The organism is Streptomyces sp. F63 (genome assembly GCF_018070345.1).
GTDB lineage: Bacteria > Actinomycetota > Actinomycetes > Streptomycetales > Streptomycetaceae > Streptomyces.
The window spans coordinates 180,432-193,040 of the sequence record NZ_JAGPXX010000001.1 but is presented as its reverse complement, the minus strand read 5'-3'; the positions used below and the strand labels follow the sequence as shown (position 1 = coordinate 193,040).

Annotated in this window: 13 protein-coding genes; 8 read left to right on the top strand and 5 right to left on the bottom strand. The window is 73.2% G+C overall.

What is annotated here, in order from left to right:
* Positions 1-492 precede the first annotated feature (492 nt).
* From trxA to KBZ10_RS00900, 3 genes are all read right to left on the bottom strand, one after another.
* The gene (gene trxA, locus KBZ10_RS00910; protein ID WP_210985498.1) at positions 493-861 is read right to left on the bottom strand and encodes a thioredoxin; all 369 of its coding nucleotides are present in this window, start codon (positions 859-861) and stop codon (positions 493-495) included.
* Positions 862-988: 127 nt separating this feature from the next.
* Positions 989-2,701 (bottom strand): aminotransferase class V-fold PLP-dependent enzyme, encoded by a 1,713-nt coding sequence (locus tag KBZ10_RS00905; protein ID WP_210985497.1) that lies wholly within the window; start codon positions 2,699-2,701, stop codon positions 989-991.
* Complete coding sequence (locus KBZ10_RS00900) at positions 2,698-3,030, bottom strand: hypothetical protein (RefSeq protein WP_210985496.1); 333 nt, start codon at positions 3,028-3,030, stop codon at positions 2,698-2,700. Before KBZ10_RS00900 ends, KBZ10_RS00905 begins: the two co-directional genes overlap by 4 nt.
* Before the next feature lie 414 nt (positions 3,031-3,444).
* Here KBZ10_RS00900 and KBZ10_RS00895 point away from each other — a divergent pair, with 414 nt between their 5' ends.
* The 4 genes from KBZ10_RS00895 to KBZ10_RS00880 all read left to right on the top strand — a co-directional run bounded on the left by KBZ10_RS00895 (position 3,445) and on the right by KBZ10_RS00880 (position 6,674).
* The gene (locus KBZ10_RS00895) at positions 3,445-4,122 is read left to right on the top strand and encodes a peroxiredoxin (protein WP_210985495.1); all 678 of its coding nucleotides are present in this window, start codon (positions 3,445-3,447) and stop codon (positions 4,120-4,122) included.
* 316 nt (positions 4,123-4,438) lie between these two features.
* On the top strand, positions 4,439-5,737 hold the full coding sequence (locus tag KBZ10_RS00890; RefSeq protein WP_210985494.1) for an NAD(P)/FAD-dependent oxidoreductase: 1,299 nt from the start codon (positions 4,439-4,441) through the stop codon (positions 5,735-5,737).
* Positions 5,738-5,759: 22 nt separating this feature from the next.
* Positions 5,760-6,077, top strand: a complete 318-nt coding sequence (locus tag KBZ10_RS00885; RefSeq protein WP_210985493.1) for a TusE/DsrC/DsvC family sulfur relay protein — start codon at positions 5,760-5,762, stop codon at positions 6,075-6,077.
* Positions 6,078-6,203: 126 nt separating this feature from the next.
* Complete coding sequence (locus KBZ10_RS00880) at positions 6,204-6,674, top strand: DsrE/DsrF/DrsH-like family protein (protein ID WP_210985492.1); 471 nt, start codon at positions 6,204-6,206, stop codon at positions 6,672-6,674.
* A gap of 161 nt (positions 6,675-6,835) precedes the next feature.
* Here the strand turns inward: KBZ10_RS00880 and KBZ10_RS00875 are convergent, their stop codons facing one another.
* Positions 6,836-7,789 carry a LysR family transcriptional regulator gene (locus KBZ10_RS00875; protein WP_210985491.1) on the bottom strand — a complete coding sequence of 318 codons (954 nt, stop codon included), beginning with the start codon at positions 7,787-7,789 and terminating at the stop codon, positions 6,836-6,838.
* Positions 7,790-7,859: 70 nt separating this feature from the next.
* Between KBZ10_RS00875 and KBZ10_RS00870 the strand changes: the two genes are divergently transcribed.
* The gene (locus KBZ10_RS00870) at positions 7,860-8,831 is read left to right on the top strand and encodes a dihydrodipicolinate synthase family protein (RefSeq protein ID WP_210985490.1); all 972 of its coding nucleotides are present in this window, start codon (positions 7,860-7,862) and stop codon (positions 8,829-8,831) included.
* Here the strand turns inward: KBZ10_RS00870 and KBZ10_RS00865 are convergent.
* Positions 8,774-9,010, bottom strand: a complete 237-nt coding sequence (locus KBZ10_RS00865) for a GntR family transcriptional regulator (protein ID WP_210985489.1) — start codon at positions 9,008-9,010, stop codon at positions 8,774-8,776. The two genes, KBZ10_RS00870 and KBZ10_RS00865, sit on opposite strands and share 58 nt — an antisense overlap.
* Positions 9,011-9,419: 409 nt before the next feature.
* Between KBZ10_RS00865 and KBZ10_RS00860 the strand changes: the two genes are divergently transcribed.
* The 3 genes from KBZ10_RS00860 (at position 9,420) to KBZ10_RS00850 (ending at position 12,491) form a co-directional block, all read left to right on the top strand.
* The gene (locus tag KBZ10_RS00860; RefSeq protein WP_210985488.1) at positions 9,420-9,785 is read left to right on the top strand and encodes a hypothetical protein; all 366 of its coding nucleotides are present in this window, start codon (positions 9,420-9,422) and stop codon (positions 9,783-9,785) included.
* Between the two features lie 280 nt (positions 9,786-10,065).
* Complete coding sequence (locus KBZ10_RS00855; protein WP_210985487.1) at positions 10,066-11,535, top strand: FG-GAP-like repeat-containing protein; 1,470 nt, start codon at positions 10,066-10,068, stop codon at positions 11,533-11,535.
* Positions 11,536-11,759: 224 nt separating this feature from the next.
* On the top strand, positions 11,760-12,491 hold the full coding sequence (locus tag KBZ10_RS00850; RefSeq protein ID WP_210985486.1) for a peptidoglycan recognition protein: 732 nt from the start codon (positions 11,760-11,762) through the stop codon (positions 12,489-12,491).
* Positions 12,492-12,609: the final 118 nt, after the last annotated feature.

The following is a 12,609-nucleotide window of genomic DNA, read 5'->3' as shown; positions in this document are numbered from 1 at the left end:
TGGGGGTGGGCGATTCCGCTGTCAACGCGCGGAGGGCCGGCCGGCCGTCGCAGGTCCGACGGACCCGGCTCCGACCTGCTGCGGTCCGGGTTCCCCGGCATACGTGGCCCGGGAAGGACTGGCGATTTCGCCGATAGGCGCGGGAGTGCGCTGCCGGCCGCAAGAGGCCCGGGCGGCAGCGGCGACGGCCATTCGTCCCGCATCGGACGCCCCGTTGCCCGCCGGCGACAACGGGGGCGACAGGGGAATTCCCCCCAGCCGCCCGGCCGGGTCGGTCCGCGGCGGGGGAATGCGGCGAAAAGCCCCCGGGCCGTTGGGCCGCGAGGGCTTTCCGTGGTGCGGTGGAATATCACGCACCACACCGCACCGTGCCGGAGCCGGGGGAAGTCTCCAGCGGCGGTGCGGTGGAACGGGGGACCCGGCCCCGGGCGGGACGGATCCGGGGTGGCGGGCGGGATCCGGCCCGGGGGGACGGCCGGCCCCGGCGGGCGGTCAGGCCTGGCCGGCGCGGGCCGCGAGCTGCCGCCGCACGTCGTCCATGTCGACGGCGCGGATCTTGCCGATCAGGTCCTCCAGGGCGGGGGCCGGGAGGGCGCCGGGCTGGGCGTAGAGGACGGTGCGGTCGCGGATGGCCATCAGCGTCGGGATCGAGGAGATCTGGAACTCGGCGGCGAGCTCCGGCTGCGCCTCGGTGTCCACCTTGCCGAAGACGATGTCGGGGTGGCTCTCCGCGGCCTTCTCGAAGACAGGGGCGAACATCCGGCACGGTCCGCACCAGGCGGCCCAGAAGTCCACCAGCACGATGCCCGCGCTCGTCACGGTCTCCTCGAAGTTGTCCTTGGTCAGCTCAATGGTCGGCATGGGCCCGGCTCTCCTTGTCTCTATACCCGCCGGGGTATTGCGGGTGTCTCTGCCAACAGGGGGCGGGGCGGATTCATTCCGCGGTCCCGCGATCTCTTCCGGGGCGCGCTCCCCGCCGGGGCGCGTCTCACTCCAGACATGAGGGCGGAAGGTGGAACCAGCGCATCCGCTCGAAGTCGGCGGGCAGCCCGGTGGGCCCGCCGTCCACGCCGTCCGGGCGCGAGGCGAACAGGCGCCGGGCCTCGTCGAGCCGCCCGGCGAGCGACTCCTCGCCCGCCCGGCGCCGCTCGTCGCGGACGACGGGCCGGCCCTCCGCGTCGTAACCGAAGGAGGACAGCCGCAGCGGCGGCTCCCCGGCGGCGCGGCGGTGGTGCCAGCCCCCGGTGTGCGGGTCGAAGCGGTAGTCGGGCAGCAGCCGGTGGCCGTGGTCGGCGATCAGTTCGACGGCGCGCACGAGGTAGTCGCGCACCGTCTCGGAGATGAAGTAGTTGAAGTTGATCCGGACCCAGCCCGGCTTGACACCGTCGCAGCCCCGGGTGATCTCGTCCAGGTAGGCGTCGGAGGCGGCGGTGTCGATGGCGAGCAGCCGGTGGCCGTAGGGCCCGGCGCAGGAACAGCCGCCGCGGGCCTGGATGCCGAACAGGTCGTTGAGCAGGGCCACCACGTAGTTGTGGTGCAGATAGCGCTCGCCGTGCCGGATCCGGAAGGAGACGATCGACAGCCGCCGCACCCGGTGGTTGCCGAGGATCTCGACGGCGGGATCGCGCTCCCAGCGCTCCAGCGCGTACCGCCAGTGGCTCTCCTCGCGGGCCTGGATCAGCTCCGTGCCGACGGCCTGCTTCAGCGCGAAGACGAGCCCGGCGCGGATCGACTCGACGATGGCGGGTGTGCCGCCCTCCTCGCGGACCACCGGATCGTCCAGATAGCGGTGGCCGCGCGGGCCGACGAAGGCCACGGTGCCGCCGCCGGGCGCGGTCGGCACCGCGTTGCGCACCAGCTCCCGCCGGACGACGAGAACCCCGGGCGTCTGCGGGCCGCCGACGAACTTGTGCGGCGAGAGGAAGACCGCGTCCTTGTGGTCGCCGGCGCCGGGCGCGCTCTCGGCGACGCGCAGCGGGACGTACGGGCCGGCCGCCGCGTAGTCCCAGAAGGACAGCGCGCCGTAAGCGTGCAGCAGGCGGGCGATGCGATCGGTGTCGGTGAGGATGCCCGTGACGTTGGAGGCGGCGGAGAAACTGCCGATCAGCAGCGGCCGCTCCGCGTACCGGAGCAGTTCCTCCTCCAGCCGCGCCGGGTCGATGTGGCCGTCGGCGTCCTCGCCGATCACGACGACGTCGGCGACCGACTCGCGCCAGGGCAGCTCGTTGGAGTGGTGCTCGTAGGGGCCGACGAAGACCACCGGCCGCTCGGCGGGCAGCACCGCGGCGCTCGGCTGCTCCCGCAGACCGAGGATGCCGACCAGCTTGTTGACGGCGGCGGTGGCACCGGACCCGGTGAAGATGACCAGGTCGTCCTCGGTGCCGCCCACGGCGTCGCGGATGACGCGGCGGGCGTCCTCGCGGAGGCGGGTGGTCTGCAGGCCGGTGCTGGAGCTCTCGGTGTGGGTGTTGGCGTAGCGGGGGAGGACGTGGTCCCGGACGAAGTCCTCGATGAAGTCCAGGGACCGGCCGGAGGCGGTGTAGTCGGCGTAGACCAGCCGGCGGGGGCCGTACGGGCCGTCCAGTACCTCGTCGTCCCCGATGATTCCCCGGCGGACGCGCTCCAGCAGGGGCGTGCTGGGCGCCGGGGCGCCGGCGGGGCGGGCGGGGCCGGGCCGCCGGGCGGGCGTGGTGGCGGTCACGGCCGGAGTCCCGGGCCGGTGCGGTGGGCGGCGGGGCCGTGGCCGTGGTGGTGGGGCGCGTAGAAGGCGACGGAGGAGGGGCGGGCCGCCGCCGGTGTCCGCTCCGCGGGACCGGTGGCGCCGCTGCCGGGGCGGGTGCCGTCGGCGCCGCCGTCGCCGGCCGGGGCGGCGGGGGCCGCCGTGGACCGGGCGTCGCGCGGTGCCGGGGCGGCGGGGGCCGCCGTGGACCGGGCGTCGCGCGGTGCCGGGGCGGGGCGCTGTGCGGGTGTGTGCTGTCGTGCGGTGGCGGACCGCCGCGGTGCGGTGGTGCCGGATGTCTTGCGGGTCACGGCCACGTCTCCTTCCGCCGGGCTGCTGGACCGCCCGCGCTTCGCCCCGGTGGTGCCGGTTCACCGGTGCCGGGGCGCCGTGCGGCCGGCCGGTGCCGGCCTGGTGCCGGTTCACGGTCCGGGTTACCGGTTGCCGCGCCCGGAATCACCGCGGGCCCGGCCGGCGGGACCGGACCGGTGGTCCGGACACCCGCGCTCTCCGGCGGACTCCGTCGGCCTCCAGTGGACTCCGGCCGGGATGCCGCGGGCAGGGGCCGGGCGTACCGTGAAAAGGGCCGTTCGGCCCTGCCCCCGCACCCGGGGCGGAAATACCCTCCCCCGTATCATGGGGGACCGGAGCGTACCCGGGGAACACCTCCGGTCACGCCCGGATTCCCGCACGTCGTCCCGGTCTCTCCGAAGGAGCTCCCGACCATGACCGTCTCCGAGCAGCAGGTACCGGCCGCGACCGAGGGGCGGCTGCCCCTCATCGGCGACCCGGCCCCGTACTTCGAGGCCGACAGCACGCACGGCACCGTCAAGCTGACCGACTACGTGGGGAAGTGGCTGATCCTCTTCAGCCACCCCGCGGACTTCACCCCGGTCTGCACCACCGAGTTCATCGCCTTCACGGAGCTCGCCGACGAGTTCGCGGCCCGCAACGCCGCACTGCTCGGCAACTCGGTCGACTCCGTCTTCAGCCACCTCGCCTGGGTCCGGTCCATCGAGGAGAAGCAGGGGGTGCGCATCCCCTTCCCGATCGTCGCCGACCTCGACATGAAGGTTTCCCACGCCTTCGGCATGCTGCACCCGAACACCTCGGGCACCTCGGCCGTGCGCGCGGTCTTCCTCATCGACCCGGAGCAGACCGTCCGCGCGGTGCTGTACTACCCGATGAACGCGGGGCGGATGATCCCCGAGATCCTGCGCCTCCTCGACGCCCTGCAGACCTCCGACCGCGAGCAGGTGTCCTGCCCCGCCAACTGGCAGCCGGGGGACGACGTCGTCGTCGGCGCCCCGAGGACGCAGGACGAGCTCGACGCCCGGCTCTCGGACGACAGCGTGCAGCTCGCCGACTGGTACCTCGCCACCAAGCCCGGCAAGAAGGGCTGACCGGCAGGCCGGACGCCGCGGGACCCGACCGTCCCGGCGCGCCCGGCCCGCCGCCCGCACGACCCGCGGGGCCCGGCCGTTCCCCCCACGGCCGGGCCCCGCGCCGTTTCCCCGCGGCCGCGTGCGCCGGCTCCCGGCCCGGGGTGCCCGCCCGCGTCCGTGCCCGCCGGGGCCTGTGCCCCGCGCTCCGTGCCCGTGCCCGCGCCTCGGCCGCCGGCCGACCGGGACCGATCGCCCCCGGGTATACCCCTATGGGTAACTGCCCGGGGACCAAAGGCCCCTGACCCCGGCTCGGCCCCCGGACGACAGTGGAGGCATGAACAGGCGCATCGTGATTCTCGGAAGCGGCACCGCCGGAACGCTCACGGCCAACCGGCTGCGGCGGATGTACGACAGGAGCGAGTACGAGATCGTGGTGGTCGACCAGAACGACGACCACATCTACCAGCCCGGACTGCTGTTCGTCCCGTTCGGCCTCGCCGAGCCCCACGCCCTCGTCCGCCCCCGCGGACGGCAGCTGCTGGACGGGGTCGAGTACCGCCGGGCCGAGATCGACCGGGTGGACCTGGAGGCGGACCGCGTCCGCTTCAGCGACGGCGACTCCCTCGGCTACGACGTCCTCGTCGTCGCCACCGGCGCGGTGCTGCTGCCCGAGGAGACCGAGGGCCTCACCGGCCCTGCCTGGGGCAAGCAGGTGCACACCTTCTACGACCTGCCCGGCGCCACCGCCCTCCACCGGGCCCTGGAGGACTTCCAGGGCGGCCGGCTGGTGGTCAACGTCGCCGACCTGCCCCTCAAGTGCCCGGTCGCACCCCTGGAGTTCTCCTTCCTCGCCGACTGGTACTTCCAGCGGCGCGGCATCCGGGACAAGGTGCAGATCACCTACGCCACCCCGCTCGACAGCGCGTTCACCAAGCCGGTGGCCGCCAAGGCGCTCGGCGGGCTGCTGAAGGAGAAGGGCGTCGACCTCGTCACCGACTTCACCCTCGGCTCCGTGGAGATGGACGAGGTGGGCAGCGGTCCCGGCGGAGGCGGCCGGCTGGTCTCCTACGACGGCACCGAGGTGCCCTTCGACCTCGCCGTGGTCGTCCCGCTGCACGGCGGCGCCCCGTACGTGGGCCGCTCCGCCGGCCTCGGCGACGAACTGAACTTCGTCCGCGTCGACCAGCGCACCCTGCAGTCCAAGGTCCGCCCGAACGTCTTCGCGATCGGCGACGCCGCCGGACTGCCCGCCTCCAAGGCCGGCTCCGTGGCCCACTTCGAGGGCGAGGTGCTCGTCCACAACATCGGCCGCCACCTCGCGGGCGAGCCGCTGGACGGCTCCTACGACGGCCACACCAACTGCTTCATCGAGACCGGCTTCCACAAGGCCCTGCTGATCGACTTCAACTACGAGACCGAACCGCTGCCGGGCCACTTCCCGGCCGCCGTGGGCCTGCCGCTCCTCAAGGAGTCGCGCGCCAACCACCTCGGCAAGCTCGCCTTCGAGTGGCTCTACTGGCACAGCCTGCTGCCGGGCCGCGACCTCCCCGGCATCGGCTCGGCCATGCCGGAGCACGGCAAGACCCGGCCCGCTCCCGCGAAGCCCGCGGACACCGCCCACCCCGCCGCCTGACCGCACCGAACGGAGAACCGCCATGACCACCACCAGCTACGCCGGCACCCCGGTCGTGCTCGACGAGGAGGGCTTCTTCGCCGACCCCGACCAGTGGACGAAGGAGATGGCCCCGGAGATCGCCAAGGAGCACGCCATCGACGAACTCACCGACCGGCACTGGACCGTCATCACCTTCATGCGCGCCGAATACGCCGAGAAGGGCACCGGCCCCACGGTCCGGGTGCTCGGCAAGGCGTCGGGCGTCAGCGTCAAGGAGCTCTACCAGCTCTTCCCCAAGGGCCCGGCGAAGACCGCCGCGAAGATCGCGGGAATCCCGAAGCCCAAGGGCTGCATCTGATCCCCCGCGCCCGCCGCGCCGGCGCGCCCGCCCCGTGCACCACACGGCCCGCGCCGACGCGGCCCGGCCCACCGCCCGCCCATCGACCCGCCCGCACACCGGCCCACCGACTCAGGAGAGTCCGCCATGACCACCGCCACGCTGGAGAAGGTCTCGATCGTCGTCTCCAAGGGATCCCTGGAGGGCATCTACCCGGCCCTCATCATGGCCAACGGCGCCCGCGCCGAAGGCATCGAGGCCGATCTCTTCTTCACCTTCTTCGGCCTCGACGCGATCACGAAGAAGCGCTACGAGCACATCAAGTTCGCCACCGTCGGCAACCCCGGACTGCACCTCCCCACCATGGTCGGAGCCCTCCCCGGCGCCCCGGACATGCTCACCCGGTTCATGGAACGCCGGATGGCCAAGCTCGACATCCCGCCCATCCCCGAGTTCATCGAGATGATCAGCGACACGGGCGCGGGCATCTACGCCTGCAAGGCGTCCGTGGACCTCTTCGACCTCGACAAGGAGGACCTCATCGACGAGGTCCAGGGCATCATCACCGTCGGCGACTTCTACAACCTCGCCGCCAACGCCCAGATCATCTACACCTGAGGGCAGCCGCCCATGACGCGCACCCCCGAGAACGGCCCGGCCGGAACGCCACCCCCACGTACCGGCCGGGCCCGGCTTTTCCGGGCCCGCGCGTCCCGGTGCCCGGCCCGCGCTCCGGGCGCCCGGCCGGCCGGGATCTCTCCCGGCACGGGATCCGCGGCTCACCTCACCGAAGCGGCCCGTGCGGAGGCACCGCCCGTGGCGCCCACCGCTGTCTGCGCCGCCGCCACGAACGCCGCGACCGCCGGATGCCCGCCGCCGCCCGCGCGGAAGGCCACCTTCGAACGGCGGAAGAGGGGCAGCCGGGTCAGAACCACGTCCCCCGAGGCGTGCGCCGTGGCCATCTCCGGCACGAATCCGGCGCCCTGCCCGATGGCGGCCAGCGCCAGGACCGTACGGAAGTCGTTGACCCGATGACGGACGCGCGGCTGGAATCCGGCCGCCTGGCAGGCGCGTACGGCCATCGCGTGACCGGTCGTGCCGTCCCGGGCCGTGATCCACGGTGCCGTGGCCCACGGTCCGAGCAGCTCCGCCAGCGTGCCGCCACGGGCAGCGGGACCGGTGGCGGGAGCGCTGCCGGTGGCGCCACCCGTGGCCAGGTACATCGGCTCCTCCAGCAGCGGCACCTGATCGACCGTGGTGTCCGGTGACGCGGGCACGAAGTCGTAGTCGTGGACGAGGGCCACGTCGAGTTCGCCGGCGCGCAGTCCGTCGGAGACCCGCGCCGAGTCGATCTCCTGCACCATCGGTTCCAGCGCGGGGTGCCGCCGGGCCAGTTCGGCCAGTGCGGCGGGCACGATCGCGGGGCCGCCGGAGGGAAACGTCCCGATCCGCAGCGGCCCGCGGATGCCCTCGCGTGCCCCGGCCAGCTCGGAGACCGCCAGTTCGAGACGTTCGAGGACGGCGTCGGCGTGGATGACGAGGGTGCGGCCCGCCGGGGTGAGCGCCACCCGTCTGCCACTGCGTTCCAGCAGGGGTACGCCCGCCTCGCGTTCGAGCGCGCTCAGCTGCTGGGAGACGGCCGAGGCGGTGAAGGTCAGCGCTTCGGCGACGGCCGCGATGGTGCCGCGCCGGTCCAGTTCGCGCAGCAGGCGGAGACGCCGGACATCGAGCATAAGGACAGCTTATGCAAGAGGAAAGAAATGTGAACTGGATCTACTGGGTTGGCTCGGTCAGGCTGGGTGCATGAAGCCCGAAGCACATCTCACCGGCCTGTTCGTCCCCCTGGTGACTCCGTTCACCGACGACCTGCGCCTCGCCCCGGACGCGCTCGCCCGCCTCGCCGACGAGGCGCTGTCGGAGGGCGGCGCCCGGGGACTCGTCGCCCTGGGGACCACCGCGGAGGCGGCCACGCTGACCACCGAGGAGAAGCGGGCCGTGGTCCGTATCTGCTCGGCCGCCTGCCGGGCCCACGGAGCCCCGCTGATCGTCGGCGTGGGCACGAACGACACCGCCGCCGCCATCACGGCACTGCGGGAGCTCGCCCGGAGCGGTGACGCCGACGCGGCGCTGGTTCCCGCGCCGCCCTACATCCGGCCCGGCGAGGCGGGAGTGCTGGCGCACTTCACGGCACTCGCCGAGCACGGGGGGCTGCCGCTGGTCGTCTACGACATCCCGTACCGCACCGCTCAGCCCCTCAGCACCGGTGCGCTGAACGCGCTCGGGCAGCTGCCGGAGATCGTCGGGGTCAAGTACGCGACCGGTGCGATCGACGCGGCCGCGGTGGAACTGCTCGGCTCGCCGCCCCCGGGCTTCGCGGTGCTCGGCGGCGATGACGCCGTCATCTCGCCACTGCTCGCGGCCGGCGCCCGCGGCGGCATCCTGGCCTCGGCCAATGTCCGCACCGCCGACTACGCCGAGCTGATCTCGCTGTGGCGGCGCGACGCCGCCGGACCTGCCCGGAGGCTGGGAGCCGAGCTGGCCCGGCTGTCCGCCGCGCTGTTCGCCGAGCCGAACCCGACCGTGATCAAGGGGGTGCTGCACGCCCAGGGCCGTATCCCCAGCCCGGCCGTCCGGCTGCCGCTGCTGGCCGCCTCCGCCGATTCCGTCCGGCAAGCGGCAGCCCTGGCCACCGCCGGGAGCCACCGCGATGCACCGGCTCAACCTGGGAGCTCGTCCACCACGAACGTCCCCAGCCCGACCTCCCCGCGCGTGTAACCCTCCTCGCGGACGTACCGCATCGCCTTGGCCGCCGTGGCGTTGACGACTCCGAACTCTGCGGCGATCTCCAGCGTGGACGGCACACGGCTTCCCGGCGGATAGGTCCCGTTGTCGATCCGCCGGATGATCTCCGCTGCGATCTGCCGCCACAGCGGGCGTGTGCGGTCGAGTTCCATAAATCCAGCGTGGGTGTCCGCAGAGTTCCACGCATCCGTGAATAACCGTGGATAACTGCGAGTACTGTGGTCGGCGCAGCACGAAAGCGCCCCGGCGACAGCGCGAACTGTCCCGGGGCTCGGCCGGATCACCCATGGAGTGAACCAGCGTGACCAAGGTACTAGCACTATTGCTCGGCATCCTCATGCCTCCGAGTGGCAAGCGGCGGGCGCCGCTCACACCCCTCGCGGCGGCACGGGCGGCCCCGCCGCCCACGCCCGGGGCCGAGCCGCCGCACGGCGAGGGAATCCCCTGGCCGTGCCCCTGCGTGCCGGCGTATCGCCGCGCCCAGGAGAGGCACCCGCGGCGGGACAGGCGTACCGCCCTCGTGACGATGAGCACGGGGATCGACTACGGGGAGCTGACCGCATGAGCCAAGCACTGCGCAGGCTCCCCTGGGACGGGCCGGAGGGAAAGCCGGCCATGGTTCCCGACGGGAATCCCGACGGCCCGTTGTCCCGGCTGGCCGATTACATCGAGGCGCAGCAGGTGGCGGCGGCCGAGGCGGTGGTGGGTCTCGCGCGCGGCATGCTCGATTCCGGCGACGAGTTCAGCACCGGTGAACTGACCTACGTGGCGCGGCGCCTCGTCGAGTGCCTGACCGATGTGCTGCGCGTGGCGCGGTCGTGCGGTGAACGGCTGCCCTGCAATCCGCTGCCGCTCGACGGGCCGCTGACCGGGCCTCTCCGCGAACAGGTCGGTGAGGCGCTGAGGGGTAGCCGGAGCGGCGGCTGACGACGCCCACCCCCGAAGACGGCCCGGCCGGGACGCAACCCCTACGCTCCGGCCGGGCCCATGCACGTCCGGGCCCTCGCGCGGGCCCTACCGCGCGAGGCCGCGGGGGTGGAAAGGGACTTACGGTACGTCTCGTTTTCTCGTACAACCCTTCGAGTTCACCCGGGGTCTCCCCTCTGTCAACTGCCGCCCGCCCGGGGGACCCCCGGGCCGTGCGCGGTACGGCTTCCCATCGACTGCTGATGCGTCGTCTCGCATCCGCATGCACAGGAGAACCCGCATGCACAAGCACTTCCGTACGGCCCTGGCCACCGCAGCCGTCGCGGCGCTGACCGGTGGCCTGCTCGCGGCCGGCACGGGCACGGCGGCCGCCGAGGGCGCCCGCCCGACGGCCGACTTCAACGGCGACGGCTACCTGGATGTCGCGGTCTCCGCCCCGGGCGCCTCGGTGAACGGCCGGGCCGAGGCCGGTCAGGTCGTCGTCCTCTACGGCACGGCGAACGGCGTCTCCCGCAGCCGGTACGCCGTGATCAGCCAGAACAGCCCGGGCGTCCCCGGAGTCTCCGAGAAGGGCGACCGCTGGGGCGCCGACACCGCGGCCGCCGACTACAACAACGACGGGTACACCGACCTCGCCGTCAGCTCGCCCTACGAGAAGGTCGGCGACGACGTCAACGGCGGCACCGTCCAGATCGTCTGGGGCTCCGCGAGCGGCCTGTCCGGCGGCACCACCGTCAAGGACCCGGTGCCCACCAAGCACGACCGCTTCGGCTACTCCCTGGAGGGCGCCGACTTCAACGGCGACGACAAGGCCGACCTGGCGATCGGCTCCAGCTCCGCGACCATCCGCGTCTACCGCGGCGGCTTCGGCAAGACCTCCGGCACCACCGGCGGCGTCTACTCGGTCCGGCCCGCCATGCTCAGCGGCTCCGACACCGGGCCGCTGAACCTGCACTCCGGTGACGTCAACGGCGACGACATCGCCGACCTCGTCGCCGACGGCTTCGAGAACGAGCCGTCGGACGGCGAGACCCACTGGAACGCCAACTACTACCTGCCGGGCAGCGCCTCCGGTCTCACCCTCACCGGCAGCTCCAAGCTGGCCGCGGGCATCATCACCGACATCGGCGACACCGACAGCGACGGCTACGGCGACATCGTCATCGGCATGTTCTGGGACGCCGACTCCGGCGTGCCCGGCGCGTCGAAGGGCGGCAAGGTCCTCATCGTCAACGGCTCGGCCAACGGCCCGGACAGCGGACGCACCGCCATCACCCAGAACACCTCCGGTGTTCCCGGCGGCTCGGAGAACTACGACGCCTTCGGCGCCGAGCTCGACCTGGGCGATGTCAACGGCGACGGCCACCTCGACCTGGCGGTCGGCTCGCCCGGTGAGTCGCTCGGCGGCCTCGACGGCACCGGCGCCGTCACCGTGCTGTACGGCGCGGCCGACGGCTCCGGGATCACCGGCGCCGGCGCCCAGATGTTCCACCAGAACACGTCGGGTGTCCCCAACTCCAACGAGGAGGGCGACTACTTCGGCTCGGACGTCCACCTCGCCGACCTCAACGGCGACGGCAAGGCGGACCTGACGGTCGGCGCCATGGGCGAGAACGGCGGCAACGGCGCGGTGTACGCCCTCAAGTCCAATGGTTCCGTGATCGGCGGCAGCGGTGTCTCCGTCTACACCTCCACGGTGGGCGTCTCCGCCGCCGGCTCCCCGCTCCTCGGCGTCAACTTCGCCGGCTGAGCGGCCCGTTCGGCCGCTGCGTGGCGCGGCGGAGCACAGCACCGCAGAGCACAGCACGGCACCATCCGGGGCCCGGTCGTCACCGACCGGGCCCCGGCCCGTGTCCGGCTCCGCCCCGCCAGGCCCCGGCCCGTCCCGGAAAACCAGCAGGTCAGGCCCGATCCCCTCACCCGAATGGCGCAGCCTCCCGAGAAGCGCGGGGGCCCCGCCCGCACGCTGGTCCCATGTGGTCACGCCGATTGGCCCTGGGTACGGGCGTCGTCATCCTGCCGCTGGCACTGCTGGTGGTGCGGGACGGCAGTGTGCGGTCCGAGCCGCCCGAGCGGTCCGGGCCCGCCGCCGTCCGGCCCGCCGCCCCCCGCCCCCCGATCGTCGGCCGGGAGGTCTGGGACGCGGACGAGGACCTGGTGCGCGAACGCCCGCGGCCGGCGGGGGTGGTGAGCGCCGTCTTCCTCCACCACACCGGGCATCCGAACAGCTACGACTGCGCCGATGTGCCGGAGATGCTGCGCTCGCTGCAAACGGACCACGTCAAGGGCGAGGGCTGGGACGACATCGGCTACAACTTCGTCGTCGACCGGTGCGGCACCGTCTACGAGGGCCGGGCCGGCAGCGGAGCCCGCCCCGTGCGCGGGGCGCACACCAAGGGCTTCAACGCGCACACCGTGGGGATAGCGGCCCTGGGCACCTTCGACACCGGAACGGTGGTGCCGCGGGCCCTCCTCGGCGGCATAGCGAAGGTCGCCGCCTGGCAGCTGCGTCCCGGGGCGGACCCGCGCGGCACGGTTCGTCTCGTCTCCACCAACGACGAGGCGCGGTTCGACAAGGGCGACAAGGCCGTACTCCACGTCATATCCGGCCATCGCGACAGCTACGAGACCCGCTGCCCGGGCGAGGCGCTGTACGAACGGCTGCCGGAGATCCGCGAGGCCGTGGCCCGGCTGCGCCACCGGTGAGGGCCGGGGGCCGCACACGGGGCCCGCCCACCTCTTGCTCCGGGGGGCACGCCGGTGGGTAAGGTGCCCGGGCGCCCCCCACGCGCAGCACCGGGAAAGAAAGTCCGTGACGACGATC